Source organism: Pseudomonas sp. zfem003, from assembly GCF_032621675.1.
GTDB classification, from domain to species: Bacteria; Pseudomonadota; Gammaproteobacteria; order Pseudomonadales; family Pseudomonadaceae; genus Metapseudomonas; species Metapseudomonas otitidis.
Genome location: NZ_JAVYJG010000002.1, coordinates 293,448 through 320,152, shown reverse-complemented (window position 1 = coordinate 320,152; position 26,705 = coordinate 293,448). Strand labels below are relative to the sequence as shown.

Sequence of the window (26,705 nt, the reverse complement as noted above, 5' to 3'; positions counted from 1 at the left end):
CGAGTGGAATCGTCGTGGAAGGGGTTGAGCGACATGGATGTCGCGAGAGCGCTGCCGGGCCAGGGATGGCCCGTCAGCGCGGGCCCCTGGAACGACGATGGAGCGAGGGAAGTCCCGCGCAGCGGGACCCGTATGCAGGGGCGAGCCTTTTTGGTTTCTTTTTTGGCGACTGAAAAAAGAAACTTGTAAGTTGTTCCACACCTGCTTCAGACCGCCAGAAACTTGTAAGTTGTTCCACACCTGCTTCAGACCGCCAGAAACTAGATCTCCAGATCGTGGGCGAGCGAGGGTCGGAGCAGGTTCTTCTTGATTAACCCGAACGGTTGCCTGAGCTCAAAGCTCGTTTCTGCAAGTCAGGGTGAGAGAGGAATGCCATGAACCAAGAACTCCTCGTTGTCGGAATCGATATCTCGAAGAACTTTCTCGATGTCTTCGTCAGTGGCAGCGCCACGCTCCAGCGCTATGCCAACGACGCTTCAGGTAGGGCCCAACTGGCCACCGATATGCTGGCCTTGGCACCCAACCTCATCGTGGCTGAGGCAACGGGTGGCCTGGAGCGTCTCCTGATTGCGGAGCTGGCTGCACAGCAATTGCCGTTGGTACTGGCCAATCCAAGGCAGGTCCGTGACTTTGCCAAGGCATCGGGCCAACTGGCCAAGACTGACGCGTTGGATGCTCGGGTTCTCGCCACATTCGGGATCGCCATTCGTCCCACCGTACGGCCGCTACCCGAGGAGCAAGCGCTCGAACTGGCGGATCTAGTTGGGCGTCGACGTCAATTGGTCGACATGATGGTCGCCGAGAAGCTGCGCTTGCAGCAGGCAGCAGGCAAGGCCTTGCGGCGTGACATCAAGCTGCATATCCAGTGGCTGGAAAAGCGCCTCAGAGCCAGCGATGCAGGGTTGAATGATGCCATTCAAAAATCAGAGATCTGGCGGGCCAAGGATGACTTGCTGGCTGAAGTGAAAGGTATTGGGCCCGTATGTCGAATCACGTTGCTGGCTCTACTACCAGAGCTGGGCCACCTGAACCGCAAGCAGATTGCGGCATTGGTGGGTGTCGCGCCCTTCAACCGGGACAGCGGCTACTACCGGGGTACCCGGCGAGTTTGGGGTGGGCGGTCCGAGGTCAGGAAGGTGCTCTACATGGCCACGCTGTCGGCCATTCGCAGCCGCAACGAGGTCGTGCACAGCTTCTATCGGAGACTAAAAGAACAGGGGAAACCCGGCAAAGTAGCGGTCGTCGCCTGCATGCGGAAACTGCTCACCATCCTCAATGCGATGCTCCGTGATCAGGCACATTTCAGGCCTCAAGTGGCTTGACGCTGAACACGGTTGCTCGCCCGGCGGGGCGAAACCAGAGACGTCCGCGAACTCGATAACTGTCCAGAATCCATACACCCCAATGAAAAAGGCCGCTTCAATGAGCGGCCTTCTTGCCTTGCCTGAGTGATCAGTCGACCAGGGCCAGGTTGCCCTTCATCATCGCCACGTGGCCGGGGAACGAGCAGAAGAACTCGTAGCTTTCACCCGCAGCCAGCTTGGACACGTCGAAGGAGACGCTGGTGCTCTCGCCGCCACCGATCAGCTTGGTGTGGGCGATGATGCGGGCGTCGTCGGCCTTCAGGTAGTCCTTGTCGACACCGGCGGCCATGCCTTCGGTGGCAACCGGCTGGGCGTCGGCGGTCTTGGTCAGCACCCAGTTGTGACCCATCACGGCCTTGGGCAGCTTGCCCACGTGCTTGAGGTTCACGGTGAAGCTCTTGCAGCTCTTGCTGACCTTGATTTCCTTGGTATTGAAGGTCATCTGGTCGGTGGCCTCGACATCCACGGAGCATTCAGCAGCGAGCAGCGGAGCACTGGCCAGGGCCAGCACGGATGCAACGACGAGCTTGCGAATCATGGGTTTCTCCTTGGCAGGTTTGGGCAAAGCGCCCGACACGGAAGACTGCCTGACTCGAGCGCCAGTTCCCATAACCTGCGGCAACGGGCCGCACGATTGGCAACCGCCTATCAGGGCGATACAAAGCCTTGTCGTGCAGGCCACGGCGGGTGCCCCTAGGCTGTGCACGTCATCCCAACGGAGCCTTGCCATGAACTTCCTGCAGAGCCTGCTCGCCGCCTACGCTGCCGGCGCCAGCGGCACCTGCGCCGACTGAACCCGGCGCGTCCCTACCGTTCGGAAGCTGCGCCCATGCGCCGCTTCCGGGACGGGTGCGAAGTCGGTAATCTTGCGCGCTTTTTTTCGCCAGGAACCGATCATGACCTTGCGCTCCGTCTGCGTATTCTGCGGCGCCAGCCCCGGCGCCAACCCCATCTACCAACGCGCGGCCAGCGACCTGGGCCGTACCCTCGCCGAGCGCGGCATCACCCTGGTGTACGGCGGCGGTGCCGTGGGCCTGATGGGCACCGTGGCCGATGCGGCCCTGGCTGCTGGCGGCGAGGTGATCGGCATCATCCCGCGCAGCCTGGAAGAGGCGGAGATCGGCCACAAGGGCCTGAGCCGCCTGGAAGTGGTCGACGGCATGCACGCACGCAAGGCCCGCATGGCCGAACTGGCCGATGCCTTCATCGCCCTGCCCGGCGGCCTGGGCACCCTGGAGGAACTGTTCGAGGTGTGGACCTGGGGCCAGCTCGGCTACCACAGCAAGCCCCTGGGTCTGCTGGAGGTGAACAGCTTCTACGGCAAACTCACCGAGTTCCTCGACCACCTGGTGGAAGAGCGCTTCGTGCGTGACCAGCACCGCGGCATGCTGCAGGTCGGCGGCACCCCCGACCAGTTGCTCGGCCGCCTGGAAGCCTGGCAGCCCACCGTCGCGCCCAAGTGGGTGGACCGCAAGCCGCACTGACCGCTGGACAGCCCGAGGGGCGCTGCAGCACCCTGGCGCCCGGGCCGATCCGGCCCGCGCAGGGAGTGCCCCATGGCCGATGACCAGGACCGCATCAAGGTCTACTACAACAGCGCCTGCCCGGTGTGCCGGGCGGGCATCGAAGGGCAGAAGGACAAGACCACCGCCTGCCAGGTGCAATGGGCCGACATCCACCAGGACAACGACGCCGTCGCGGAGATCGGCGAATCGCTGGAATACGTGCGCGAGCGCCTGCACGTGGTGGATGAGCAGGGCGTGAAGCGCATGGGCGTGGACGCCTTCATCGTGCTCTGGCGCCACTCGCCGAAGGAGCGCTGGAAGGCCCGCCTGCTGTCACTGCCTCTTGTCCATTCGCTGGCGCAACTGGGCTACAAGGCCTTCGCCCGCCTGCTCTACCACTGGAACCGACGCAAAGGACACTGGTAACCCATGGACCTGGAAACCCTTTCCCCCCTCACCGACACCGACCGACAGCGCCTGGCAGCCATCTGGGAAGCCGCCGTGCGCGCCACCCATCACTTCCTTGGCGAGGACGACATCGACTTCTTCCGCCCCCTGGTGCGCGACACCTACCTGGACTGCGTACGGCTCACCGCCGCACGGGACGCGGCCGGCCAGTTGCACGGCTTCGTCGGCACCGCCGAGGGCAAGGTGGAGATGCTCTTCGTCGACCCGGCCTGCCACGGCCAGGGCCTGGGGCGCCGCCTGATGCAACACGCCATCGACGTGGACGGCGCCCGCGCGGTGGATGTGAACGAGCAGAACCCGCAGGCCGTGGGCTTCTACCACCACCTGGGCTTCGAGCTGGAGCAGCGCTCCGAGCTGGACGGCTCCGGCCGCCCCTTCCCCATCCTGCACCTGCGTCTGCCCGACTGAACCGCCGGGCGGCAGGCCCCTGAAAGAACTGGTTACACATTGTTTTTAGCACTATAGTGCCAATTCAATAAAAGCAATGACGGAGCCTGCCATGCGTATCGCCCCTCTCTCCCTTCTTGCGCTGTCACTCGTCCTGGCCGCCTGCGGCGAGCAGGACAAGGCACCCACCACCCACGCGGACTTCCAGAAGGACCTGCAGGCCAGACTGATCAAGGCCAAGCCGGGCACCGTCATCGAGATTCCCGCCGGCACCTACCAGCTCGACCGCAGCCTCAGCCTCAAGGTCAGCGGCGTGACCCTCAAGGGCGCCGGGATGGACAAGACCATCCTCAACTTCAAGGGCCAGAAGGCCGGCGCCGAAGGGCTGCTGGTGGATGCCTCGGACTTCACCATCGAAGACCTGGCCCTGGAGGACACCAAGGGCGATGCGCTCAAGGTGGTGGGCGGCAAGAACATCGTCATCCGCAACGTGCGCACCGAATGGACCAACGGCCCGGCCACCGAGAACGGCGCCTACGGCATCTACCCGGTGCAGACCGAGAACACCCTGATCGAAGGCGCGGTGGCCATCGGCGCCTCCGACGCCGGCATCTACGTCGGCCAGTCGCGCAACGTGGTGGTGCGCAACAGCCGGGCCGAGCGCAACGTCGCCGGCATCGAGATCGAGAACACCATCGGCGCCGACGTCTACGACAACGTCGCCACCGGCAACACCGGCGGCATCCTCGTGTTCAACATGCCCAACCTGCAGCAGCCGGGGCACGGCACCCGGGTCTACCGCAACCAGGTCAAGGACAACGACCACGACAACTTCGGCCACAAGGGCACCCCGGTGGCCAGCGTGCCGGCGGGCTCCGGCGTGGTGATCAACTCCAACGACGACGTGGAGATCTTCGACAACGACATCGGCGGCCACCGCACCGCCAACGTCATCGTCAGCAGCTACTTCAGCACCGGCTACACCAACCTCTCCACCTCGGAGAGCTTCGACCCCTACCCCGAGCGCATCTACATCCACGGCAACCGCTTCGGACCGGGCGGCGACAGCCCTGACAACCTCGAACTCAAGGCCCTCAAGCTGGCCAAGTTCGGCCTCAACGGCCGCCTACCGGACATCCTCTGGGACGGCTACGTGAACCCCGCCAAGCGGGTGGACGGCAAGCTGCCGGCGGAGCTGGGCATCTGCGTCGACAACGGCGAGGCCACGCTGATCAACGTCGACGGCCCCAACGGCTACAAGAACATCAGCACCGACATGAGCGCCCACCGCTGCACGCTGCCGCGCCTGCCGGAAATCGTCCTCGGCACCCCGGCCAAGGCGCCTGGCGCATGAAGGGGCGCGCGCTCCTGCTGGCGCTGCTGCTCCTCGTCGGTTGCGGCCGGGAGCAGGCGCCGCGCTTCATGCCCGAAGGCGATGCCTACCCGGAGACGCTCAGCCAGTGGGGCATGCTGCACCTGCGCGACGGGCACCTCACGCCCGCCGCCGAGGTGCTGCCCTACGACCTGAACACCCCGCTGTTCACCGACTACGCGCACAAGCTGCGCACCGTCTGGATGCCGGAGGGCCAGGCCGCGCAGTACGGCGAAGACCACTTCGACTACCCGGTGGGCACGGTGCTGACCAAGACCTTCTACTACCCGAAGGACGCCCAGGGCCGCCTGCTGAAGAACACCCGCGACGAGCGCGCCCCGGCCAAGGGCCTGGCCCTGGACCAGGTGCGCCTGGTGGAGACGCGCATCCTGCTGCGCCAGAAGGACGGCTGGGTGGCCCTGCCCTACGTGTGGGACGAAGCCCAGCGCGAAGCCACCCTGGAATGGGCCGGCGCCAGCCTGGACCTGACCCTGCAGGACGCCGCCGGGCAGCCCCTGGCGGTGGACTACCAGGTGCCCGACGCCAACCAGTGCGCCGGCTGCCACGAAGAGCGCCACGGCGAGGGCGTGCGCCCGCTCGGGCCCAAGGTTCGCCACCTGAACCGCGAGCTGGTGTACGCCGACGGCAACGCCAACCAGCTGGAGCGCTGGCAGGCCCGGGGCTTTCTCGCCGGTGTACCGGGGCCGGTCGCCGACCTGCCGCGCAACGCGCTGTTCGGCCACCCGCGCCCCGACGAGCCCTTTGAGCGCCAGGCCCGCAGCTACCTGGATGCCAACTGCGGCCACTGCCACAACCCCAAGGGACCGGCGCGCACCTCCGGGTTGTTCCTCGATGCGGCGGCCGCGATGGGCATCAACTACGGCCTGTGCAAGCAGCCGGTGGCGGCGGGCAAGGGCTCCGGCGACCGCCTGGTGGACATCCACCCCGGCCAGCCCGACGCCTCGGTGCTCACCTACCGCGTCGAAAGCACCGACCCCAGCGTGATGATGCCGGAGCTGGGTCGCTCCACCACCCACCGCGAGGGCCTGGACATCCTCCAACGCTGGATCGCCAGCCTGCCGGGCAACTGCCAGGGCTAGATCCGCGCCGCGTCGTCGGTAGACGTAAAGAGTGACGTCCGCCCTGCCGACTGGCTCGGGCCTCCCGGGCTGAAACCCGGGCTACCTATGCTGTGCCCTGTGGGAGCGGACTCATCCGCGATGGGTGGTGCAGGGTGGACCGCGCTTCACCGGTCCAACAGCGGAGTTCCCCGCCGCACCGTCGGTGGACGTAGAGAGCGACGTCCGGCCTACCGACTGGCTCGGGCCTCCCGGGCTGAAGCCCGGGCTACCTATGCCGCGCCCCTGTGGGAGCGGATTCATCCGCGATGGGGCGGGCACGGCTGCCTCCGCCTGCGCGCCGGTCATCTTCCCTGTCTAAGCTCACCCGCGGACCCGACCCGAGGGCGGCACGAACCATTTTCGTGCAGGTCGCTCGAAACGGTGCGGTTGCGGCCCCAATGCGGTGCTGCAAGCGCCGTCGACCACCCCAAAACAGGACCCTGGCCGCTGGCATGAGACTTGCGCAGCAGGCTCATCGCCCAGGCTCGCAGGAGGCACGCCGTGTCGATCCACGTCGCTCTGCATCACGTCACCCACTACCGCTACGACCGGGCCATCGCCCTCGGCCCGCAGGTGATCCGCCTGCGCCCGGCGCCCCACAGCCGCACCCGCATCCTCGGCTACAGCCTGAAGGTGCTGCCCGAGCAGCACTTCATCAACTGGCAGCAGGACCCCCAGGGCAACTACCTGGCGCGCCTGGTGTTCCCGGAGAAGACCGGCGAACTCAAGGTCGAAGTGGACCTGGTGGCCGAGATGGCGGTGTTCAACCCCTTCGACTTCTTCCTCGAGCCCTACGCCGAGCTGGCGCCCTTCGACTACACCGCCGACGAAGCCCGCGAACTGGCGCCCTACCTGATCCGCCTGCCGGCCACGCCGCTGTTCGCCGACTACCTGGCCGGCGTGGACCGCACGCCCCGGGGCACGGTGGATTTCCTGGTGGAGCTGAACCAGCGCCTGGCCAACGACATCCGCTACCTGATCCGCCTGGAGCCGGGGGTGCAGAGCCCGGAGGAGAGCCTGGAGAAGGGCTCCGGCTCCTGCCGCGACTCCGCCTGGCTGCTGGTGCAGTTGCTGCGCCACCTGGGCCTGGCGGCGCGCTTCGTCTCCGGCTACCTGATCCAGCTCACCGCCGACCAGAAGGCCCTCGACGGCCCCAGCGGCACCGAGGTGGACTTCACCGACCTGCACGCCTGGTGCGAGGTGTACCTGCCCGGCGCCGGCTGGATCGGCCTGGACCCCACCTCCGGGCTGTTCGCCGGTGAAGGCCACATCCCGCTCGCCTGCAGCCCCGAGCCCTCCTCCGCCGCGCCCATCAGCGGGATGCTGGAGGAATGCGAGTGCGAGTTCAGCCACAGCATGCGCGTGGAGCGGGTCTGGGAAGCGCCCCGGGTCACCCGCCCCTACAGCGACGCGCAATGGCAGGCCATCCAGCACCTCGGCCGGCGCATCGACCGCGACCTGCAGGCCCGCGACGTGCGCCTGACCATGGGCGGCGAGCCGACCTTCGTCGCCATCGACTACCCCGACGACCCGGAGTGGAACACCGCCGCCCTAGGCCCCAACAAGCGTCGCCTGGCCGCCGAGCTGTTCCACCGCCTGCGCGACCACTACGCGCCCCAGGGCCTGGTGCATTTCGGCCAGGGCAAGTGGTACCCCGGCGAACAATTGCCGCGCTGGTCGCTGAACTGCTTCTGGCGCAAGGACGGCGAGCCGGTCTGGCAGGACCGCGCCCTGCTGGCCGACGAACGCCGCGACTACGGTGCCGACGCCGAGCTGGCGGCGCGCTTCCTGGCCGGCGTGGCGCAGCAGCTGGGCCTGCCGGACTCGGCGCTGTTCCCGGCCTATGAAGACGCCCTCTACTACCTGTGGCGCGAGCGCCGCCTGCCGATCAACGTCACCCCGGACGACCCGCGCCTGGCCGACCCGCTGGAGCGTGAACGCCTGCGCCGGGTGTTCGAGCGCGGCCTGGGCAGCGTGGTCGGGCAGGTGCTGCCGCTGGCGCGCAGCCCGGCCGGCGACGCCTGGCAGACCGGCCCCTGGTTCCTGCGGGACGAACACTGCCGGCTGATCCCTGGCGACTCGCCGCTGGGCTATCGCCTGCCGCTGGACTCGCAGCCCTGGGTCAGCGAGGCGGACTACCCCTACGTGCAGGCCGCCGACCCCAGCCAGGCCTTCCCCCCGCTGCGCCGAGCCGCCGAGCTGCGCACCCAGCCGCGCCATGGGGCCGCCACGCCGACGCAGCAGCCGCCCGGCCCGCACCAATCCGCCGACGGCATCACCCGCACCGCGCTCTGTGCCGAGCCCCGCGAGGGCCGGCTGTACCTGTTCATGCCGCCGCTGGGGGAGCTGGAGGCCTACTTGGAACTGGTGGCCGCCATCGAGGCCACCGCCGGGGCCCTGGCCTGCCCGGTGCTGCTGGAGGGCTACGAGCCGCCGCGCGACCCGCGCCTGGAATGCTTCCGCGTCACCCCGGACCCGGGGGTGATCGAAGTGAACATCCACCCGGCCAGCAGCTGGGACGAGCTGGAGGAGCGCACCGAGTTCCTCTACGAGGCAGCCCGGCAGACGCGGCTGGCCAGCGAGAAGTTCATGGTCGACGGCCGCCACGTCGGCACCGGCGGCGGCAACCATTTCGTCCTCGGCGGCGCCACCCCGGCGGACTCGCCCTTCCTGCGCCGCCCGGACCTGCTGCGCAGCCTGGTGAGCTACTGGCACAACCACCCGTCGCTGTCGTACCTGTTCTCCGGCCTGTTCATCGGCCCCACCTCCCAGGCACCCCGAGTGGACGAGGCGCGCAACGATGCGCTCTACGAGCTGGAAGTGGCCTTCTCGCAGATGCCCGCACCCGGCAGCGACTGCCCGCCCTGGCTGGTGGACCGGCTGCTGCGCAACCTGCTGGTGGACGTGACCGGCAACACCCACCGTGCCGAGTTCTGCATCGACAAGCTCTATTCCCCCGACAGCGCCAGCGGCCGCCTGGGCCTGCTGGAGCTGCGCGCCTTCGAGATGCCGCCCCACGCGCGCATGAGCCTGGCCCAGCAGCTCCTGCTGCGCGGGCTGGTGGCGCGCTTCTGGGAGGCGCCCTACGCGCCGCCGAAGCTGGCCCGCTGGGGCACCGACCTGCATGACCGCTTCATGCTGCCGCACGTCGTCCGCCAGGACTTCGAGGACGTGGTGCAGGAGCTGAACGAGGCCGGCTACCCGGTGCGCAGCGACTGGTTCGACCCGCACTTCGAGTTCCGCTTCCCGCGGTACGGCGACTTCGCCGTGAAGGGCATCGAGCTGGAGCTGCGCCAGGCCCTGGAGCCCTGGCACGTGCTCGGCGAGGAAGGCGCCATCGGCGGCACCGTGCGCTACGTCGACTCCTCCCTGGAGCGGGTGCAGGTGCGCCTCGGCGGCCTGGCCCCGGACCGCTACGTGCTGACCTGCAACGGCGAGCCGGTGCCGCTGCAGAACACCGGCCGGGTCGGCGAGTACATCGGCGCCGTGCGCTACCGCGCCTGGCAGCCAGCCGCGTGCCTGCAGCCCACCATCGGCGTGCACGCGCCCTTGGTGTTCGACCTGGTCGACACCTGGATGCAGCGCTCCCTGGGCGGCTGCCAGTACCATGTGGCCCACCCGGGCGGGCGCAACTACGAGCGCGTGCCGGTCAACGCCTACGAGGCGGAAAGCCGGCGCCTGGCGCGGTTCTTCCGCCACGGGCACACCCCCGGCACGCTGGAGGTCACCGCCCCGGCGAGGAGCGACGAACTGCCCATGACCCTGGACCTGCGCCGCCGCTGATCCGGGCCACCCTGAACCGAGTCCCCGATGCCTGACCTGCTCGCCCACTACCCCTACAGCCCCACCGCCTACCACGAGCTGCTGGAGGCGGAGGGCCGTGTGCGTCCCCACTGGCAGCGCCTGCACCAGCAACTGGCGCGCAGCGGCGCGGCCCAGCTGCGCCAGCGCCAGGAGCTGCTGGTGCGGCAGATCCAGGAGAACGGCGTCACCTACAACGTCTACGCCGACCCCAAGGGCACCGACCGCCCCTGGGAGCTGGACCTGCTGCCGAACCTGCTCAGCGCGGCGGAATGGGCGCCCATCGCCGCCGGCGTGGCCCAGCGCGCACGCCTGCTGGACGCGGTGCTGGCCGACCTCTACGGCGAGCAGCGCCTGGTCGGCGAGGGCCTGCTGCCCAGCGAGCTGGTGTTCGGCCACACCAGCTTCCTCTGGCCCTGCCAGGGCATCCGCCCGGCGGGCGGGCGCTTCCTGCACAGCTACGCGGTGGACCTGGCGCGCGATGCCGACGGCCAGTGGCACGTGCTGGCCGACCGCACCCAGGCCCCTTCCGGCGCGGGCTATGCGCTGGAGAACCGGCAGATCGTCTCCCGCGCCCTGCCGGAGCTGTACCGCGACCTGCGGGTGCAGTACCTGGCCGGCTACTTCCGCGCCCTGCAGGACACCCTGCTGCGCCAGGCCCCCAGCGATGGCGAGACGCCGCTGGTGGTGCTGCTGACCCCCGGACGCTTCAACGAGACCTACTTCGAGCACCTGTACCTGGCCCGCCAGCTGGGCTTCCCCCTGGTGGAAGGCAGCGACCTGACGGTGCGCGACGCCACCCTCTACCTGAAGACCCTGGGCGGCCTGAAGCGCGTGCACGCCGTGCTGCGCCGCCTGGACGACGATTTCTGCGACCCGCTGGAGCTGCGCACCGACTCGGCCCTGGGCGTGCCCGGCCTGCTGGAGGCGGTGCGCCAGGGCCGGGTGCTGGTGGCCAATGCTTTGGGCAGCGGCGTGCTGGAGTCGCCGGGGCTGCTGGGCTTCCTGCCGGGGGTGAACCGCCGCCTGTTCGGCGAGGAGCTGCTGCTGCCCACCGTGGGCACCCGCTGGTGCGGCGAGCCGGGCGCGCTGGGGGACATCCTCACCGGGCTGGAGGGGCTGGTGATCAAGCCGGCCTTCCCTTCCCAGAGTTTCGAGCCGGTCTTCGGCCACACCCTCTCGGCCTCCGAGCGCGAGGCCCTGCACCAGCGCCTGCGGGCCCGCCCCCACGCCTACGTGGCGCAGCACCAGGCGCAGCTGTCGCTGGCCCCGGTGTGGCAGCCGGACCACGGCGGCACCCTGCAGGCCCGCGCCATCGGCATGCGGGTGTTCGCGGTGGCCACGGCCGACGGCGGCTACTGGGTGATGCCCGGCGGGTTGACGCGGGTGGCCTCGGAGGCGGATGCCGAGGTGGTGTCCATGCAGCGTGGCGGCGCCAGCAAGGACACCTGGGTGCTGGCCGACCGCCCGGTGAGCGGGGAGCCGCTGCGTCCGCGCGAACTGGGGGTGCGCGACCTGGTACGCCAGGACCCGTACCTGCCCTCGCGGCTGGTGGAGAACCTGTTCTGGTTCGGCCGCTACGCCGAGCGCTGCGACGACTCGGCGCGCTTGCTGCGGGTGGTGCTGACCCGCTACGTGGACGCCGACGGCGACGAGCAGGCGCTGCACAGCGCATTGCACCTGGCCGGCCAGCTGGGGCAGTTGCCAGCCGGCGACGCGCCCCTGGAGCGGCGCCTGCTGGACGCTTTGCTGAGCGAGGACTGGCCCTTCAGCCTGCGCGCCAACCTGCGCCGGCTGCACTGGTCGGCCGCCCAGGTGCGCGGGCGCCTGTCGCGGGAGAACTGGCACGCACTGCTGGAGCTGCAACGCGAGGTGAATGCCCTCGACCCGCGCCAGGTGGACCTGGGCGATGCCCTGGACTTCCTCGGGCGGTTGCTGATGTCGATGGCGGCGCTGTCGGGCTTCGCCCTGGACGACATGACCCGCGACGACGGCTGGCGCTTCCTGATGATCGGCCGGCGCATCGAGCGGGTGCAGTTCTTCGCCGAGGCCATCGCCGGCGTCCTGCGCGGCGGCGCGGCCTGGGAGGCCGGCACCCTGGACTGGCTGCTGGAGCTGGGCAACAGCACCATCACCTACCGCTCGCGCTACCTGGCCTCGCCGCAGCTGATCCCGGTGCTGGACCTGCTGCTGCTGCACGAACAGAACCCCCACGCCCTGCGCTTCCAGCTGCAGGCGCTGGAACGCTCACTGGCGCGCGTCCACGAGACCTTCGGGGCGCCCCAGGAGCTGGTGCTCAGCGGGCTGATCGGGCGCCTGCTGGCCTTCGACCTGGGCAGCCTGGAGAACCCGCTGTTCGGCGCCGACAGCGTCGAGGAGGTGCTGGAGGGGCTGGCCGGCCTGCTGCAGGAGATCGCCACCCTCGCCGGCCAGCTCTCCGACCGCCTCGGGCTGCGCTATTTTGCCCATGTCGATGACGTCAGCCAGCAAACGGTGTCCACCTGATGCACGCCCCCGCCCTCTCCCTCGCGCCCCAGGGCGCGCGCTACCAGGTGTTCCACGACACCCTCTACCGCTATGCCTCGCCGGTATCGCTGTCGCAGCAGCAGGTGCACCTGTGGCCCCGGGAATGCCCCTGGCAGCGCTGCCATGGCCAGTCCCTGGAGATCCACCCCGCGCCCTCGACCCGCAGCGACGGGCTGGACGTGTTCGGCAACCCGCTGACCCGGCTGGCCTTCGAGCGCCCCCACGACGAACTGCAGGTCAACGCGCGGCTGCTGGTGGAGGTGCTGCCCCGCGGCCCCTTCGACCTCGACGCCTCGCCGGCCTGGGAACAGGTGCTGGCCGGCCTGGCCTACACCGGGCGGCCGCTGCCGGCGGACACGCTGGAGGCCTGCCGCTTTCGCAGCGAGTCGCCCTACGTGCGCCTGAAGCGCCAGTTCGCCGACTACGCCGAGGACTGCTTCCCCCTCGGCCGACCGCTACTGCGGGGCGTGGCGGCGCTGATGGAGAAGATCTTCCGCGAGTTCGACTTCGACGGCGATGCGACCCAGGTGGCGACGCCCCTGGTGGAAGTGCTGGAGCGCCGCCGTGGCGTGTGCCAGGACTTCGCCCACCTGATGCTGGCCTGCCTGCGCTCGCGGGGCCTGGCCGCACGCTACGTCAGCGGCTACCTGCTGACCCAGCCACCACCGGGGCAACCCCGGCTGATCGGCGCCGACGCCTCCCACGCCTGGGTGTCGGTGTACTGCCCCCGGCACGGCTGGGTGGACTTCGACCCGACCAACAACATGCTGCCGGACCTGGAGCACATCACCCTCGGCTGGGGCCGGGACTTCTCGGACGTATCCCCGCTGCGGGGGGTGATCCTCGGAGGCGGCAGCCATGACCCGGAGGTGCGGGTGACGGTGATGCCGTTGTGGGAGATGGCGGTCTAGTCTCCACGCCCGGCAGCCGGGAGGCTCATCCGCTGGAGCGCACACACAAAAACGCCAGCCCGAAGGCTGGCGTTTTCATCTAGCGCGGCGCGACGGGGCGCTTTGCGGGCTTCTTGCCACCGCCCTTGCCGGGCCCGGCGGCCTTCTCCTCGGCGCGCTTGCGGGCCTGGGCTGCCGCCTTGGCCTGCTCGCGCTTGTCCCAGGGCTTGCTGCCATCGCTGCCACGGGGCGGCAGGCCGGTGTGCTGGGTGAGCACCTTGCCGGTGCTGCCGGCCTTGCGTGTGCCGGCCGTGGTGGAGTTCTTGCGGCGGGCGCTGTGGTACTCGTCGGCCTGGGGCTGGAAGGTGGGGATCAGCTGGTGCTTGGCGTTGCCGATCAGGTCGGCGCGGCCCATGCGCTGCAGGGCCTCGCGCAGCAGCGGCCAGTTCTTCGGGTCGTGGTAGCGCAGGAAGGCCTTGTGCAGGCGGCGCTGCTCCTCGCTCTTGACGATGGTGACGCCGTCGCTCTTGTAGGTGACCTTGCGCAGGGGGTTCTTGCCCGAGTGGTACATGGCCGTGGCGGTGGCCATGGGCGAGGGGTAGAAGGCCTGCACCTGGTCGGCGCGGAAGCCGTTGCGCTTGAGCCACAGGGCGAGGTTCATCATGTCTTCGTCGGTGGTGCCGGGGTGGGCGGCGATGAAGTACGGGATGAGGTACTGCTCCTTGCCCGCTTCCTTCGAGTACTTCTCGAACATCTGCTTGAAGCGGTCGTAGCTGCCGATGCCGGGCTTCATCATCTTGTCCAGCGGGCCGCGCTCGGTGTGCTCCGGGGCGATCTTGAGGTAGCCGCCGACGTGGTGGGTGACCAGCTCCTTGACGTACTCGGGGGACTCCACGGCCAGGTCGTAGCGCAGGCCGGAGGCGATGAGGATCTTCTTCACGCCGGGCAGTGCGCGCGCCTTCCGGTACAGCTCGATGAGCGAGCTGTGGTCGGTGTTGAGGTTCTCGCAGATGCCGGGGAAGACGCAGGACGGCTTGCGGCAGTGACGCTCGATCTCCGGGTCCTTGCAGGCGATGCGGTACATGTTGGCGGTCGGGCCGCCGAGGTCGGAGACCACGCCGGTGAAGCCCGGCACCTTGTCACGCATTTCCTCGATCTCGCGGATGATCGAGTCGTGGGAGCGGTTCTGGATGATGCGGCCTTCGTGCTCGGTGATGGAGCAGAAGGTGCAGCCACCGAAGCAGCCACGCATGATGTTCACCGAGAAACGGATCATCTCGTAGGCGGGGATCTTCTCCTTGCCATAGGCCGGGTGCGGCACGCGCGCGTAGGGCATGCCGAACACGTAGTCCATTTCCTCGGTGGTCATGGGGATGGGTGGCGGGTTGAACCACACGTCCACCTCGCCATGCTTCTGCACCAGTGCGCGGGCGTTGCCCGGGTTGGTCTCCAGGTGCAGCACGCGGTTGGCGTGGGCGTAGAGGACCGGGTCGTTGCGCACCTTCTCGAAGGACGGCAGGCGGATCACCGTCTTGTCGCGGGTCATGCGCGGGCTGTCGAGGATCTGCACGACCTTGGCTTCGTTCGGGTCCTCGATCTCCCCCTTGGCCTGCTCGATGGCACAGGCTTCGGTGTCCTGGGTGTTGACGTAGGGGTTGATGATCTTGTCGACGCGGCCCGGGCGGTCGATGCGGGTGGAGTCCACCTCGTACCAGCCTTCGGGGGTGTCGCGGCGGACGAAGGCGGTGCCGCGCACGTCGGTGATGCGTTCGATGGCCTCGCCACGGGACAGGCGCTGGGCAATCTCGACCACGGCGCGCTCGGCGTTGCCGTAGAGGAGGATGTCGGCGGTGGCGTCCATGAGGATGGAGCGGCGCACCTTGTCCTGCCAGTAGTCGTAGTGGGCGATGCGGCGCAGGGAGGCTTCGATGCCACCGAGCACCACCGGGACGTGGGTGTAGGCTTCCTTGCAGCGCTGGCTGTAGACCAGGCTGGCGCGGTCGGGGCGCTTGCCGGCGACGCCGCCGGGGGTGTAGGCGTCGTCGGAACGGATCTTACGGTCGGCGGTGTAGCGGTTGATCATGGAGTCCATGTTGCCGGCGGCGACCCCGAAGAACAGGTTCGGCTCGCCGAGCTTCATGAAGTCGTCCTTCGAGCGCCAGTCAGGCTGGGCGATGATCCCCACGCGGAAGCCCTGGGCCTCCAGCAGGCGGCCGATGATGGCCATGCCGAACGAAGGATGATCGACGTAGGCATCGCCGGTGACGATGATGATGTCGCAGGAATCCCAGCCCAGCTGATCCATCTCTTCCCGGCTCATGGGCAGGAAGGGGGCGGGCCCGAAGCACTCGGCCCAGTACTTGGGGTAGTCGAACAGCGGCTTGGCGGCTTGCATGTTTTTTGATCAGCTGGCTTTCACGGGGGCGCGGAATATAGCACAAAAAATGTACAAGCCCGACTCCCACGCTTGGTTTTTTGAGGGTGCTTCGGACAGATGACGGCACGATTCGTGCTCCTGTCATGAAGCGTTGATGTCCAATGGCTATACTCCCGCCGATAACAAGATCGCCCGCTTCCACCGGTAACGGGCACACAGGAGCGTGCGGTGTTATCTCGACTCATCCCCCTGATGGTTCTGCTGGGTGTTCTTGGCCTGTGCACGCACGCCGGCGCAGCCCCCTTCACCCTGCAACCCGATAGCAGCGGCCGCACCCTCAACGGCTCCATCGAACTCCTCGAAGACCCCAGCGGCCAACTGACCATCGCCGACATGGCCGACCCGGCGGTGCAGGCGCGCTTCGTGCCGGCCGAGGGGCGTGCTTCGGTGGGGCAGAGCCGCAGCCAGTGGTGGGTGAAGGTGCAACTGGCCCGCGCGCCGGGGGCTCCGGCGCAGTGGTGGCTGGAGAACTCGGGCATCACCGTGTACCGGGTGAGCCTGTTCCTGCCGGACGGCCAGGGCGGCTGGCAGGAGCGCGTCACCAGCGAGAGCGTGCCCTTCGCCGAGGGCCGCGACCATGACTACCGGCGCATGGTGTTCCGCCTGCCGCCCATCGACGAGCAGGGGCTGACCTTCTACTTCCGCAGCTACGACCCGGCCGGCAACTCCTTCCCGCTGAAGGTCTGGCAGCTGCAGGACCTGCAGGACCTGCGCGCCACCGAGAACATGGGCTTCGGCATCATCTACGGGGTGATCCTGGCGCTGTTCCTCTACAACCTGTTCATCCTCGTCGCGCTGCGGGACAAGGCCTACTTCTGGTACGTGCTGGCCACCGGCTGCGCGCTGGTGTTCATCCTCAGCATGACCGGCCACGGCTTCCAGTACTTCTGGGGGGACTGGCCGGTGCCGTTCTGGCTGGACCGCATCACCCTGCCCTCGCTGTGGGGCATCTTCGTCATGCGCTTCACCCAGGAGCTGCTCTACACCCGGCGCGGGCTGGTGTGGGCGGATCGGGCGTTCAACACCGGCGGCGTGCTCTATGCCATCGCCATCCTGATCAACGCCTTCGGCTACCGCGCCGAGGGCGCCCTGCTGATCGCCCTGACGCCCATCGTCACGGTGCCCACTGCGCTGGTCAGCGCGGGGGTGCGCTGTTACCAGGGCTTCTTCCCGGCGCGCTTCTACCTGGTGGGCTACGGCACGGTACTGATCAGCACCGCCGTGCTGGTGATGCGTGCGGCGGGAATCGTGCAGCCCACCAATTTCACGGCCTACATGTTCCCCATCGCGGTGGCGGCCGAGTCCATCCTGTTCTCCTTCGCCCTGGCCTACCGCATCCAGATGCTCAAGCAGGAGAAGGCGGCCGCGCTGGAGCTGGCCGACCGCGAGAAGACCGCGCGGCTGGCGCAGATGCAGGCCAGCTCGGACGAGCTGCAGGCGGCAGTGACCCGGCGCACGGCGGAGCTGGCGGCGGCCAACCAGCGCCTCAGCGAGCGGGAGCGCGAGCTGGAGCACGCGGCCTTCCACGACAGCCTCACGGACCTGCCCAACCGCCGCCACCTGATCGACCGCGCCGAGCAGGCCCTGGCCAATGCGGGACGCCGCGAGGAGACGGTGGCGCTGATGCTGATCGACCTGGACCACTTCAAGCCGATCAACGACCGCCATGGCCACGACGCCGGGGACGCGATGCTGCGGGCCATCGGCCACCGCCTGCGCGAGCACGTGCGCGGCGGCGACAGCGTAGCGCGGCTGGGCGGGGACGAGTTCGCGGTGCTGATCTGCGGGCCGGATGCCGAACCCCACGCGCGCGAGATCGCCGAGCGCCTGCTGGCGGAGCTGTCCAAGCCGGTGAGCTACGGCCAGCACGAGCTGACGGTGACCATCAGCATCGGCGTGGCGCTCTACCCGAACCACGCCCGGCAGTTCGCCGGCCTGTACAAGACGGCGGACCAGGCGCTCTACCAGGTGAAGGACCGGGGGCGTTCGGGCTTCGCCATCTTCGGCGACAACGGTGAGTTGTCCGGCGAGGCCTGCCTGCGCCTGGACGTGCTGAAGGTGCCCACCGGGCTGACCTGAGCCTGTGTGCCCTCCCCGTCAGCTGAGGTAGCGACGGGGAACGCGGGCGGTGACCTTGGTCAGCAGCTCGTAGCCGATGGTGCGGCAGGCGGCGGCCACTTCATCCACCGGCAATTGCGCCCCCCAGAGTTCCACGGCATCCCCTTCGCGGGCCTCCGGCAGGTCGGTGAGGTCCACTGCGAGCATGTCCATCGACACCCGCCCGGCCAGCGGGACGCGCTGGCCGTGGATCACCACGGGGGTGCCGCTGGGGGCGTGGCGCGGGTAGCCGTCGGCGTAGCCGCAGCTGACGGTGCCGATCCGCGAGGGGCGCTGGGCGACCCAGGTGGCGCCGTAGCCAACGCTCTCGCCGGCGGCCACGTCGCGCACGGCGATCAGTTCGGCGGTCAGGCTCATGGCCGGCTTGAGCCCCAGTTCGCGGGCGCTGAGGTCGCTGATGGCGCTGGCGCCGTAGAGCATGATGCCGGGGCGGACCCAGTCCATGTGGGCGGCCGGGACGCTGAGCACGGCAGCCGAGTTGGCCAGGCTGCGCTGGTGGAAATCCAGGTCGAGGACGTCGAGGAAGCGCTCCAGTTGCACTTCGGTGAGGCTGTGGCCGCGCTCGTCGGCACAGGCGAAGTGGCTGATGAGGTTGAGCTCGGTGATGCGCGCATCGCCCTGGAGGCGGGCATGCCAGGCGCGCAGGCTGTCACCGTCGAAGCCCAGGCGGTGCATGCCGGTGTCGAGCTTGAGCCAGACGTTCAGCGGGCGGCCGATGTCCGACGCCAGCAGGGCGCGGGCCTGGCGCTCGCTCTGGATCACCAGGTCGAGGCCGAGCTGGGCGGCGATCATCACTTCACGCGCTTCGAAGCAGCCTTCCAGCAGCAGGATGCGGGCGCGGTCGTCCAGGGCGCGGACTTCGGCAGCCTCCTCCAGGCAGGCGACGGCGAAACCGTCGGCAACGCCACGCAGCACGCTCACCACTTCGCGCACGCCGTGGCCGTAGGCGTTGGCCTTGACCACCGCGAACACCTGGCGTCCGGGCGCGCAGCGCTGGGCGACGGCGAGGTTGTGGCGGATGGCGGAGAGGTCGACGGCGGCGATCAGCGGGCGCATGGGCGTGGCTCATGAACGAAAACGGGCGCCCATGATACCTGCAGGGCGCCCGTGTTCATTGATCCACGACGGATGTTGCGAGCCGGTCTACTCGTCTTCGAAGTTGTAGCTGCCGGGGGCGAGGTTCTCGAAGCGCGAGTACTTGCCGAGGAAGGCCAGGCGCACGGTGCCGATGGGGCCGTTACGCTGCTTGCCGATGATGATCTCGGCGACGCCCTTGTACTCGGTCTCGGGGTGATACACCTCGTCGCGGTACACGAACATGATGATGTCGGCGTCCTGCTCGATGGCCCCGGATTCGCGGAGGTCGGAGTTGACCGGGCGTTTGTTGGGGCGCTGTTCCAGGGAGCGGTTGAGCTGGGACAGGGCGATCACCGGGCAGTTGAATTCCTTGGCCAGGGCCTTGAGCGAGCGGGAGATCTCGGAGATCTCGTTCACCCGGCTGTCGCCGCTGGAACCGGGGATCTGCATGAGCTGCAGGTAGTCGACCATGATCAGGCCGATCTCGCCGTGTTCGCGGGCCAGGCGGCGGGTACGGGCGCGCATTTCCGAGGGGGAGATGCCGGCGGTGTCGTCGATGAACAGCTTGCGGTCGTTGAGCAGGTTCACCGCGGAGGTGAGGCGCGGCCAGTCGTCGTCGTCCAGGCGGCCGGCACGGACCTTGGTCTGGTCGATACGGCCGAGGGAAGCGAGCATACGGATCACGATGGATTCCGAGGGCATCTCCAGGGAGTACACCAGGATCGCCTTGTCGCTACGCATCAGGGCGTTCTCCACCAGGTTCATGGCGAAGGTGGTCTTACCCATGGAGGGACGGCCGGCGACGATGATCAGGTCCGCCGGCTGCAGGCCGCTGGTCTGCTGGTCGAGGTCGTCGAAGCCGGTGGTCAGGCCGGTGATGGCATCGCCGTTGTTGAACAGTTCGTCGATGCGGTCGATGGCCCTGACCAGGATGTCGTTGATGCCTACCGGGCCGCCGGTCTTGGGACGGGCTTCGGCGATCTCGAAGATCTTGCGCTCGGCCTCGTCGAGGATCTCCTCGCCGGTACGGCCCTGGGGGGCGTAGGCGCTGTCGGCGATCTCGTTGCTGATGCCGATCAGCTGCCGCAGGGTGGCGCGCTCGCGGATGATCTGCGCGTAGGCCTTGATGTTGGCCACCGAGGGGGTGTTCTTGGCCAGTTCGCCGAGGTACGCCAGGCCACCGACCTGGGACAGCTGCCCTTCCTTGTCCAGTTGCTCGGACAGGGTGACGACGTCGAAGGGCATGTTGCGCTCGGCGAGCTTGAAGATGGAGCGGAAGATCAGTCGGTGGTCGTGACGGTAGAAGTCGCCATCAGACACCTGGTCCAGCACCCGCTCCCAGGCGTTGTTGTCCAGCATGAGGCCACCCAGAACCGCCTGCTCGGCCTCGATGGAGTGCGGCGGCACCTTGAGGGCTGAGGTTTCCAGGTCGAACTGCTCGGGAATGCTGATCTCGTTCATGGGCTCGGAATGGAAGGGGGTAGAAAGACAACGGGCACGTCACCGCTTGCGCAATGACGTGCCCGATTGTTGAGCCGGCCGCACCGGAGTGCAAGCCTGCTCCGCCTGGATGGCCCTCAAGCGAGGACCCACCGGGCGCGTCGCTTAGGCGGCTACGACGATCAGCTTGACCGCGGCTTCGACGTCGGTGTGCAGGTGCACGGCCACGTCGTATTCGCCGGTCTGGCGGATGGTGCCGTTCGGCAGGCGGACTTCGGCCTTGGCAACCGGAACGCCAGCGGCGGTCAGGGCGTCAGCGATGTCGTGGGTACCGATGGAACCGAACAGCTTGCCTTCATCACCAGCGGTGGCAGTGATGGTCACTTCCAGCTCGGACAGTTGGGCAGCGCGGGCTTCGGCAGAAGCCTTCTTGTCGGCAGCCAGTTTTTCCAGTTCAGCGCGGCGGGCTTCGAACGCAGCAACGTTCTCGGCGGTAGCAGCGGTGGCCTTGCCCTGCGGCAGCAGGTAGTTACGGCCGTAACCGGACTTTACGTTCACCTTGTCGCCCAGGTTGCCCAGGTTGGCGATTTTTTCCAGCAGGATGACTTCCATTTGGCATTAACCTCTTAACTTTTAACCTTCACCGTTCGCGGGGCCGGCGCCGTTCTTGCGCGCAAGGCGGCCGCGAAAATCAAACAGGCTGTCGATCACAGCCAACAGACAGATCAAGTTCCCGAGCATCAGCACGGCGGCGTACAACACCACCAGCCAACCGCCCGACAGCTGTTTCTGGGCGATCAGGCCATGCCCCAATGCGATACCGGCGACCAGCAGCGGCACGCTGCACAGCGGGCCGAACATCGCCGCCTCGGGCGACAGTTGCGGTGCCAGCATGGCACCCAGCAACAGCAACACCGCGACGACGGGCGACAGGCGCAGACTCCGGAATTCGCGGCCGAAACCGCCCGGGTTGTACAGCGCCGCCTGCCAGTAACGCGCAAGCACCAGGCAGAGCAGGCTGGTCATCTGCAGCGAGGAGGCCATCACTCCGGTAAGGAGCGGCAACATCATCGCCTGCAACGCGTCGGCCTCTTCGCCCGACGCGGGACTGCCACTCTTGAACTGCGCCATGACCTTGGAAATCTCGGTCGAGAGGGCGCTGATCAATTCGCCATGGGTATGGCCCAGCACCAGGGCGAACACCACCCCGATCACTAGGCTGCCCAGCAGTACATGGTTCCAGGAAGTGGTGGCGCGCAGGATCTGCGCCAGCACCAGCGTCCCGAGCAGGACCAGAAGGGTGCTCGGTTCGCCCAGGTACCACCAGCAGAACGCCGGCAGGACCGCCCAGGCCAGGATGCCGAAGGCATCGCTGAAGCCGCGCCGCAGCAGCACGAGGCCACCTGCGGCCGCACTCAGCCAGAACAACAGTGGAACAGCGGCGGAACCGGCTACGGCCAGTGTCGCCTGCATGCGGCCCCGCATGGTGAATTCAGCCAGTGCGCGCATGCGATCTATCTCTCAGCTTGCCGGCAGTCCGGGATCAACGGCCGTGGCTGTCGGTGTAGGGCAGCAGGGCCAGGTAGCGGGCGCGCTTGATAGCGGTGGCCAGCTGACGCTGGTACTTGGCCTTGGTACCGGTGATACGGCTGGGAACGATCTTGCCGGTTTCGGAGATGTAGGCCTTCAGGGTGTTGAGATCCTTGAAGTCGATCTCTTTCACGCCTTCAGCGGTGAAACGGCAGAACTTACGACGACGGAAGAAACGTGCCATGAACTTGGCTCCTCAATAAGGTCCGGGGATTACTCGTCAGCGTTGTCGCTGTCGTTGTCGCTGTCATCGCCTTCAGCGGCGCTTTCAGTCTCAACGCGCTCACGACGCTCACGGCGCTCGTTGCGGTTTTCCTCGGCCTTGAGCATCTCGGACTGGCCGGTAACGGCTTCATCGCGACGGATGACCAGGTTGCGCAGGACGGCGTCGTTGTAGCGGAAGTTGTCTTCCAGCTCGGCCAGGGCCTTGCCGCTGCACTCGACGTTCAGCATCACGTAGTGAGCCTTGTGAACGTTGTTGATGGCGTAGGCCAGTTGACGACGGCCCCAATCTTCCAGACGGTGGATCTTGCCGCCGTCTTCTTCGATCAGCTTGGTGTAGCGCTCGACCATGCCACCAACCTGCTCGCTCTGGTCCGGGTGAACCAGGAAGATGATTTCGTAATGACGCATAAATGCTCCTTACGGGTTGTAGCCTGCCAACATCGTGGTCAGGCAAGGAGTGAATGTTTCGTTTTGGCTTGCTGGACATCGGGCGTACGAACACCTGCCGTCGCGGCAAGGGGCGCCATTCTAGAGAAGGGCGCAGGGCCACGCAAGAAAAACTGGTGAATATTTGAACAGCCGCGAAGGACGCGCCGGGACGGCCGAAGTGGCACGCCCCGGCGCGGTTCGCTAGCGGCCGCTGGCGGCGGAAGGCTTGCCGGCGGTGCGCTGGCGCACCGCCTCGAACAGGCAGATGCCGGTGGCGACGGAGACGTTGAGGCTGCTGACGCTGCCGCCCATGGGCAGCTTGACGAGGTAGTCGCAATGCTCGCGGGTCAGGCGGCGCATGCCCTTGCCTTCAGCACCCATGATCAGAACGGTGGGGCCGGTGAGGTCCTGCTGGTAGATGACCTGCTCGGCCTCGCCGGCAGTGCCGACCGTCCACAGGCCCTTCTTCTGCAGTTTCTCCAGGGTGCGGGCCAGGTTGGTGACGGCCACCAGGGGCACCACCTCCGCCGCACCGCAGGCGACTTTGCGCACCGTGGCGTTGAGGGTGGCGGACTTGTCCTTCGGCACGATGACCGCCTGCACGCCGGCGGCATCGGCGGTGCGCAGACAGGCGCCGAGGTTGTGCGGATCGGTGACGCCGTCCAGTACCAGCAGCAAGGGCGGGCCCTCGCTGCGCTCCAGCAGTTCGTCGAGCATGTTCTCGCCCCACACCTGGCTGGGGCTGACTTCGGCGACGACGCCCTGGTGGACACCCTCGGCCCATTCATCCAGCTCGCGCCGGTCCTTGTTGCCGACCGGTACGCGGGCCTGCCCGGCCAGGCCCAGCAGGGCCTGGATGCGCGGGTCCTGCCGGCTCTCGGCCAGCCACAACTGCTTCACGCGCTTGGGGTGGTGACGCAACAACGCTTCCACGGCGTGCACGCCGTAGACCTTTTCCAACTCACTCATGACTTGACCTTGTTCTTGCCGCTACCGGCGGCCTTGGGCTTGGGCGGCCCCTTGCGATGCTTGCCTGGCTTGCTCGCCTTGGCGGCGGGCTTGGCCTTCTTCGACTTGTCACCCCCCGCCTTGGCAGGCCGGGCCTTGCCGGTCGGGTCCTGGCCGTCGGCGCCGAAGGGCGCGGCGCGGGACGAACCCTTGCCGGCCTTGCCCTTGCCTTCGCGCGGTTTCTCGCCGCCCTGCCGGGCCTCGCTGAGCAACGCCTGCTTCAGGGCGCGACTGCGCTTGACGTCGGTATTGCCAAGCATCTCCTCGGCCTGGGCGAGGATTTCGGGTGCCACCGGCGGCAGCGCCTGGACCTTGCCGGCCTTGGCACGACGGGGTGCCACGGCGACGCCGGGGGCCATCTGCTCGGGCTGAGGCGCTCGCGCAGCCTTCTTCGCCTGGGCAGAGGGCTTGCTTCCGCGGCTGCGGGTCTTGGCCCCCTTGGCGGTACGAGGCTCAGCAACCGGCGCGGCCTTGTCGGCCCCGCGCTTCTTGCGGCCGACCGGCGCGGTCAGCACGTTCTCGGACAGCTCGAAGTCGATCTTGCGCTCGTCCAGGTCGACCCGGGCGATGACCACTTCCACCTGATCCCCCAGGCGGAAGCTGCGGCCGCTGCGCTCACCGGCGAGGCGGTGATGGATTGCGTCGAAGTGGTAGTAGTCGCCAGGCAGGGCGGTGACGTGCACCAGGCCTTCCACATAGATGTCGGTGAGCTCGACGAACAGACCGAAGCCGGTGACGGCGGAGATGACGCCGGGGAAGGTCTCGCCCACCCGCTCGCGCATGTACTCGCACTTCAGCCAGTTGGTGACATCGCGGGTGGCTTCGTCGGCACGGCGCTCGGTCATGGAGCACTGCTCGCCGAGGCGCTCGAGAGCCGCTTCGTCGTACGGGTAGATGCGTGCCTTGGGCATGGCGGCGGCGCCGGCACGACGGACGTGCTCGGTTTCGCGCTTGGAGCGGATCACGCTGCGGATGGCGCGGTGCACCAGCAGGTCCGGGTAGCGACGGATCGGCGAGGTGAAGTGGGTGTAGGCGTCGTAGTTGAGACCGAAGTGGCCCTGGTTGTCGGCGCTGTACACCGCCTGACTGAGGGAGCGCAGCATGACCGTCTGGATCAGGTGGTAGTCCGGGCGATCGCGGATGGTTTCCAGCAGCGCCTGGTAGTCGCTCGGCGTCGGTTCGCCCTTGCCTTTATTGAGGGTCAGGCCCAGTTCGCCAAGGAACAGGCGCAGCTTCTCCAGGCGCTCGGCCGGCGGGCCATCGTGCACGCGGTAGAGCGAGGGAATGTCATGGTCCTGCATGAAACGCGCGGTGGCGACGTTCGCGCAGAGCATGCATTCCTCGATCAGCTTGTGGGCATCGTTGCGCTGGGTCGGACGGATCTCGGCGATCTTGCGATCAGCGCCGAAGACGATGCGCGTCTCCTGGGTTTCGAAGTCGATGGCGCCACGCTTGTGGCGTGCGGCCAGGAGCACCTTGTAGAGCTTGTAGAGCTGCTGCAGGTGGGGGACCAGGTGCGGCATCTGCTCGGCGAGTTGCTGCCCTTCCGGGGAGTCGGGCGTCTCCAGCAACTGGCTGACCTTGGTGTAGGTGAGCCGTGCATGGGAGTGGATAACGGCTTCGTAGAATTCGTAGCCGGTCATCTTGCCAGCCCGGGACAGGGTGACCTCGCAGACCATGGCCAGCCGGTCGACCTGGGGGTTCAGCGAACAGAGGCCGTTGGAGAGGACCTCCGGCAGCATCGGCACGACCTTCTCGGGGAAGTAGACGGAGTTGCCACGCTTGGCGGCCTCTTCATCCAGTGCCGAACCGACCTTCACATAGTGGGAAACGTCGGCGATGGCGACGAACAGACGCCAGCCGCCGCCCTTGCGAGCCTCGGCGTAGACCGCATCGTCGAAGTCGCGGGCGTCCTCGCCGTCGATGGTGACCAGGGGCAGGTCGCGCAGGTCGACGCGCCTCTGCTTGTCCTTCTCAGCCACTTCGGGCTTGAGCTTGGCGGCCTCCTTCTCGACGGCCTCGGGCCACTCGTGGGGGATGTCGTAGCTGCGCAGGGCGACTTCGATCTCCATGCCGGGCGCCATGTAGTCGCCCAGCACGTCCACCACTTCACCCTGGGCCAGGCGGAAGGCGCTCGGCCATTGCTCGATGCGCACCTGGACGAACTGGCCGTGGCGTGCACCGCCCCGCTTGTCGGGAGCCACCAGCACTTCCTGCTGGATCTTGGGATTGTCGGCAACCACGCGGCCGATGCCGCTCTCTTCGAAGAAGCGGCCTACCAGGGTCTCGTGGGCGCGCTCGATGACTTCCACCAGCGCACCTTCACGGCGGCCACGGCGGTCGTGGCCGGAAACGCGCGCGAGGGCGCGGTCGCCGTCGAACACGAGGCGCATCTGGGCGGGGCTGAGGAAAAGGTCGTCGCTGCCGTCGTCGGGGATCAGGAAGCCGAAGCCGTCCCGGTGGCCGCTGATGCGGCCGCGTATGAGGTCGAGCTTGTCCACCGGTGCATAGGCGCCACGGCGCGTATAGATAAGCTGGCCATCACGTTCCATGGCACGCAGCCGGCGCCGCAGGGCTTCCAGCTCGTCGTCCGTGGTCAGGCCGAACTCTTCCACCAGCTGCTCGCGGCTGGCGGGCGCGCCACGTTCGTCGAGGCGCTGCAGGATGAGTTCACGGCTGGGAATGGGGTTGTCGTATTTTTCCGCTTCGCGTGCGGCCTCGGGATCGAGGTTTTGCCAATCGGCCATCAGTTGGGAATCACCTTTTCATTCATAGGTCGGCTTGTCATGTAGCTATTGAAGCGCGAAATCCAATCGTCGGTCAGCTTTCGCCAGAGAATAATTTTTTTCGGGGTCAGGGGTTTACAAGCAAAAACCCGAACCGTATAGTTCGCGCCCACAACGTTGCTGACGTTGTAGTGTGAAGACGGTGAGCAATCATCGCACGC

At 67.6% G+C, this 26,705-nt stretch carries 20 protein-coding genes; 10 read left to right on the top strand and 10 right to left on the bottom strand.

Annotated elements, in window-relative coordinates:
- Positions 1-374 precede the first annotated feature (374 nt).
- Entirely contained in the window at positions 375-1,322 is a 948-nt protein-coding gene (locus RTK35_RS04865; protein ID WP_172432356.1) for an IS110 family transposase, read from the top strand.
- A gap of 130 nt (positions 1,323-1,452) precedes the next feature.
- On the opposite strand, the gene azu is transcribed toward RTK35_RS04865, so the two are convergent.
- Complete coding sequence (gene azu / locus RTK35_RS04860; protein ID WP_182851116.1) at positions 1,453-1,902, bottom strand: azurin; 450 nt, start codon at positions 1,900-1,902, stop codon at positions 1,453-1,455.
- A gap of 358 nt (positions 1,903-2,260) precedes the next feature.
- On the opposite strand from azu, the gene RTK35_RS04855 reads away from it, so the two are divergent.
- The 8 genes from RTK35_RS04855 to RTK35_RS04820 all read left to right on the top strand — a co-directional run bounded on the left by RTK35_RS04855 (position 2,261) and on the right by RTK35_RS04820 (position 13,455).
- Positions 2,261-2,848 carry a TIGR00730 family Rossman fold protein gene (locus tag RTK35_RS04855; protein WP_044401235.1) on the top strand — a complete coding sequence of 196 codons (588 nt, stop codon included), beginning with the start codon at positions 2,261-2,263 and terminating at the stop codon, positions 2,846-2,848.
- Positions 2,849-2,920: 72 nt separating this feature from the next.
- Complete coding sequence (locus RTK35_RS04850; protein ID WP_074970506.1) at positions 2,921-3,295, top strand: thiol-disulfide oxidoreductase DCC family protein; 375 nt, start codon at positions 2,921-2,923, stop codon at positions 3,293-3,295.
- A gap of 3 nt (positions 3,296-3,298) precedes the next feature.
- On the top strand, positions 3,299-3,745 hold the full coding sequence (locus tag RTK35_RS04845) for a GNAT family N-acetyltransferase (protein WP_316907515.1): 447 nt from the start codon (positions 3,299-3,301) through the stop codon (positions 3,743-3,745).
- A 91-nt stretch (positions 3,746-3,836) separates the two neighbouring features.
- Complete coding sequence (locus RTK35_RS04840) at positions 3,837-5,078, top strand: parallel beta-helix domain-containing protein (protein ID WP_074970510.1); 1,242 nt, start codon at positions 3,837-3,839, stop codon at positions 5,076-5,078.
- Positions 5,075-6,196 carry an SO2930 family diheme c-type cytochrome gene (locus tag RTK35_RS04835; protein WP_316907514.1) on the top strand — a complete coding sequence of 374 codons (1,122 nt, stop codon included), beginning with the start codon at positions 5,075-5,077 and terminating at the stop codon, positions 6,194-6,196. Before RTK35_RS04840 ends, RTK35_RS04835 begins: the two co-directional genes overlap by 4 nt.
- 522 nt (positions 6,197-6,718) lie before the next feature.
- On the top strand, positions 6,719-10,000 hold the full coding sequence (locus RTK35_RS04830; protein ID WP_316907513.1) for a transglutaminase family protein: 3,282 nt from the start codon (positions 6,719-6,721) through the stop codon (positions 9,998-10,000).
- Between the two features lie 27 nt (positions 10,001-10,027).
- Positions 10,028-12,523, top strand: coding sequence for a circularly permuted type 2 ATP-grasp protein (locus RTK35_RS04825; RefSeq protein ID WP_316907512.1), 2,496 nt, complete (start codon positions 10,028-10,030; stop codon positions 12,521-12,523).
- Positions 12,523-13,455, top strand: a complete 933-nt coding sequence (locus RTK35_RS04820) for a transglutaminase family protein (protein ID WP_316907511.1) — start codon at positions 12,523-12,525, stop codon at positions 13,453-13,455. Before RTK35_RS04825 ends, RTK35_RS04820 begins: the two co-directional genes overlap by 1 nt.
- A gap of 79 nt (positions 13,456-13,534) precedes the next feature.
- On the opposite strand, the gene RTK35_RS04815 is transcribed toward RTK35_RS04820, so the two are convergent.
- Positions 13,535-15,829 carry a YgiQ family radical SAM protein gene (locus tag RTK35_RS04815; RefSeq protein WP_142013956.1) on the bottom strand — a complete coding sequence of 765 codons (2,295 nt, stop codon included), beginning with the start codon at positions 15,827-15,829 and terminating at the stop codon, positions 13,535-13,537.
- Positions 15,830-16,063: 234 nt separating this feature from the next.
- Between RTK35_RS04815 and RTK35_RS04810 the strand changes: the two genes are divergently transcribed.
- Entirely contained in the window at positions 16,064-17,950 is a 1,887-nt protein-coding gene (locus tag RTK35_RS04810; RefSeq protein ID WP_410478634.1) for a diguanylate cyclase domain-containing protein, read from the top strand.
- Between the two features lie 18 nt (positions 17,951-17,968).
- Here RTK35_RS04810 and alr read toward each other — a convergent pair whose 3' ends face one another.
- The 8 genes from alr to rnr form a co-directional block, all read right to left on the bottom strand.
- Positions 17,969-19,045, bottom strand: coding sequence for an alanine racemase (gene alr, locus RTK35_RS04805; RefSeq protein WP_316907509.1), 1,077 nt, complete (start codon positions 19,043-19,045; stop codon positions 17,969-17,971).
- 87 nt (positions 19,046-19,132) lie between these two features.
- Positions 19,133-20,527, bottom strand: coding sequence for a replicative DNA helicase (gene dnaB / locus RTK35_RS04800; RefSeq protein WP_044401194.1), 1,395 nt, complete (start codon positions 20,525-20,527; stop codon positions 19,133-19,135).
- A gap of 144 nt (positions 20,528-20,671) precedes the next feature.
- Positions 20,672-21,118, bottom strand: coding sequence for a 50S ribosomal protein L9 (gene rplI, locus RTK35_RS04795; RefSeq protein WP_044401193.1), 447 nt, complete (start codon positions 21,116-21,118; stop codon positions 20,672-20,674).
- 21 nt (positions 21,119-21,139) lie between these two features.
- The gene (locus tag RTK35_RS04790) at positions 21,140-22,015 is read right to left on the bottom strand and encodes a hypothetical protein (RefSeq protein ID WP_044401192.1); all 876 of its coding nucleotides are present in this window, start codon (positions 22,013-22,015) and stop codon (positions 21,140-21,142) included.
- A 34-nt stretch (positions 22,016-22,049) separates the two neighbouring features.
- Positions 22,050-22,280 carry a 30S ribosomal protein S18 gene (gene rpsR / locus RTK35_RS04785; protein WP_003452992.1) on the bottom strand — a complete coding sequence of 77 codons (231 nt, stop codon included), beginning with the start codon at positions 22,278-22,280 and terminating at the stop codon, positions 22,050-22,052.
- A gap of 29 nt (positions 22,281-22,309) precedes the next feature.
- Positions 22,310-22,729: a 30S ribosomal protein S6 gene (rpsF, locus tag RTK35_RS04780; RefSeq protein ID WP_044401190.1), complete on the bottom strand. Its 420-nt coding sequence runs from the start codon at positions 22,727-22,729 to the stop codon at positions 22,310-22,312.
- A 222-nt stretch (positions 22,730-22,951) separates the two neighbouring features.
- Complete coding sequence (gene rlmB, locus RTK35_RS04775) at positions 22,952-23,719, bottom strand: 23S rRNA (guanosine(2251)-2'-O)-methyltransferase RlmB (RefSeq protein ID WP_044401189.1); 768 nt, start codon at positions 23,717-23,719, stop codon at positions 22,952-22,954.
- The gene (rnr, locus tag RTK35_RS04770; protein ID WP_316907508.1) at positions 23,716-26,505 is read right to left on the bottom strand and encodes a ribonuclease R; all 2,790 of its coding nucleotides are present in this window, start codon (positions 26,503-26,505) and stop codon (positions 23,716-23,718) included. The genes rlmB and rnr overlap by 4 nt, the downstream gene beginning before the upstream one ends.
- Positions 26,506-26,705 lie beyond the last annotated feature (200 nt).